This window comes from Alcanivorax sp. HI0044 (assembly GCF_001634945.1).
Window position 1 is genome coordinate 1 of the sequence record NZ_LWEZ01001420.1, and the last position, 2,848, is coordinate 2,848.

Annotated in this window: 3 protein-coding genes; all 3 read left to right on the forward strand. The window is 57.9% G+C overall.

The window, feature by feature from the left end:
- A partial coding sequence (locus A3730_RS21020) for a 5'-nucleotidase (protein WP_063518557.1) occupies window positions 1-862 on the forward strand: 862 nt, incomplete at its 5' end.
- A gap of 169 nt (window positions 863-1,031) precedes the next feature.
- Window positions 1,032-2,006 (forward strand): HTH-type transcriptional regulator CysB, encoded by a 975-nt coding sequence (gene cysB, locus A3730_RS21025; protein WP_063518597.1) that lies wholly within the window; start codon window positions 1,032-1,034, stop codon window positions 2,004-2,006.
- Window positions 2,007-2,219: 213 nt separating this feature from the next.
- Complete coding sequence (thrH, locus tag A3730_RS21030; protein WP_063518596.1) at window positions 2,220-2,837, forward strand: bifunctional phosphoserine phosphatase/homoserine phosphotransferase ThrH; 618 nt, start codon at window positions 2,220-2,222, stop codon at window positions 2,835-2,837.
- Window positions 2,838-2,848: the final 11 nt, after the last annotated feature.

Sequence of the window (2,848 nt, forward strand, 5' to 3'; positions counted from 1 at the left end):
TCTTTCCGACAGTCACCGGGTTTATCTGGAAGAGGGGCTGGAAGCCTTTCAGGACTACCAGGTTCAGCACGAGGATGATTTGCTGGAACCGGGGGATGCTTTTCCGCTGGTGCAGAAGCTTCTGGCGATTAACGATCTTGAGCAGGGCAAAGGACGAGTCGAAGTCATTCTTCTGTCGCGCAACAGCTCGGATACCGGGCTGCGGGTGTTTAACTCCATAGCCCATTATGGGCTGCCTATTACACGTGCGGCGTTTGCCAGTGGTGAGAGCCCACACCGCTATGTATCAGCGTTTGGCGCGCACCTGTTTTTATCCACGGACCCGGGGGATGTGCAGCAGGTGCTGGAGGCGGGCTATGCGGCGGCGACGATCTTGTCTGGGGGCCAGTGTCAGCGACCGGATGGCATCTTGCGCATTGCTTTCGATGGTGATGCGGTGTTGTTTTCCGATGAGTCGGAACAGATTTTCCAGAACGATGGCCTCGAGGCATTCACCGAGAATGAGCGCCAGTCCGCCAGGCAGCCGTTGGATGGCGGCCCTTTCAAGCCGTTTCTGGCGGCGTTGCATCAGTTGCAGAACAGCTTCCCGGTGGCGGATTGTCCAATCCGTACCGCCCTGGTGACCGCACGGGGGGCTCCTGCCCACGAGCGAGTGGTGCGTACCCTGCGGGACTGGGACATTCGCCTGGACGAAAGCCTGTTTCTGGGCGGGTTATCCAAAGGAGAGTTCCTGCGTGCCTTTGGGGCGGATGTGTTCTTCGATGATCAACAGGGTCATTGTGAGTCTGCAGCCGAGCATGTGGCAGCCGGCCATGTCCCCCATGGCATTTCCAATAAAAAGAAAGACTCGACACCGGTTTGAGCAAAGTTGCATGTTTGGTGTAACAATGGCTTGTCGCTGAAAGGGCACTTTCCTTTGTGCCGTCACTTCACCGAATTCACGGCGCAGCACCAGGCGCGGTGATCTATGCGTTGAATGAATAATCGATTATATTCTTATAACCGATTACGGTTTCAATGCGGAGGCAGGGATGAAACTGCAGCAACTACGCTACATCTGGGAAGTGGCCCGCCACGACCTGAATGTGTCAGCCACCGCAGCGGCGCTCTATACCTCGCAGCCGGGCATCAGCAAACAAATCCGCATGCTCGAAGACGAGCTGGGGGTGGAGGTTTTTGCCCGTAGCGGCAAGCACCTTACCCATATCACCCCGGCCGGGCAGGCTATCCTGCAGATTGCCGGTGAAATCCTGCAGCAAACCGAATCCATTCGCCGCGTCTCCCAGGAGTTCCGGGATGAATCCCGTGGCGAACTCAGTATTGCGACCACCCATACCCAGGCGCGCTATGCCTTGCCGCCGGTGATCCACCAGTTCACCGGGCTTTTTCCGGATGTGTCGCTGCATATGCACCAGGGTACGCCCATGCAGATCTCCGAGATGGCAGCCAACGGCAGTGTGGATTTTGCTATTGCCACCGAGGCTCTGGATCTGTTTTCCGATCTGATCATGATGCCCTGTTACCGCTGGAACCGGACCGTGGTGGTACCGGAAGGGCATCCGCTCACCGGCGTAAACCCGCTGACGCTGGAAGCGCTGGCGGAATACCCCATCGTTACCTATGTATTCGGGTTCACCGGGCGCAGCAAACTGGATGATGCCTTCGTGGACAAAGGTCTGGACCCGAAAGTGGTATTCACCGCGGCAGATGCCGATGTGATAAAAACCTATGTCCGCCTGGGCATGGGCGTGGGAATCATCGCCCACATGGCGGTGGATGCAGTGGAAGACAAGGGCCTGGTGGCGCTGGATGCCAGCCACCTGTTCGAATCCAGCACCACCCGCATTGGCTTTCGCAAAGGCACCTTCCTGCGCGGCTTCATGTATGACTTTCTGGAGGCGTTCGCCCCCCATCTGAGCCGGGAGCTGGTAGAAGCCGCCATCAAGGCCCCGAACCGGGAGGAAAGAGAGGCCTTGTTTGAGGGTATCGACCTGCCCATCCGCTAATTATCAGGTTACCCATTCCCATTGTGGGAGCGTGCCTACCCGCGAAAAGCCCGGCGCGCCAACGCTCGAGGTCCGCGTGCTAGCACGCTCCTACAGGCAACCCCTTGCACCGCGTTCGCCTGCAAACATCCCCTTCCATGGCGTGTCACCGTTGCAAAGCCCCCGGGGCGCCGCTACATTGTGCGCGCCTTATCAACCCAAAGGGGAAACACCGTGGAATTGTTGTGCCTGGACCTGGAAGGGGTGCTGATCCCTGAAATCTGGATCAACTTCGCTGAAAAAACCGGCATCGATGAACTGCGTGCCACCACCCGGGATATTCCGGACTACGACGAACTCATGCGCATGCGCCTGAAAATCCTGGATGAGCATGGCTACGGCCTGCCCGACATTCAGGCGGTCATCGATACCCTGGACCCGATGGACGGAGCCAAGGAATTCGTTGAGTGGGCCCGTGAGAACTTCCAGCTGATCATTCTTTCCGACACGTTCTACGAGTTCGCCAAGCCGCTGATGAAGAAGCTGGGATGGCCGACCCTGTTCTGTCATCGCCTGGAAGTGGACGAGAAAGGCCGGATCACCGACTACAAACTGCGCCAGAAAGACCCGAAGCGGGCCTCGGTTATTGCGTTCCACAGCCTGAACTACCGGGTCATTTCCGCCGGTGATTCCTATAACGACACCACCATGCTGGGTGAAGCCGAGCAGGGCATCCTGTTCCATGCCCCAGACAACGTGATCGCCGAGTTTCCGCAGTTTCCGGCAGTGCACAGCTACGACGACCTGAAGAAAGAGATCATCAAAGCCAGCGAGCGTGATATTCCGCTGTAGGGCACGCTGCA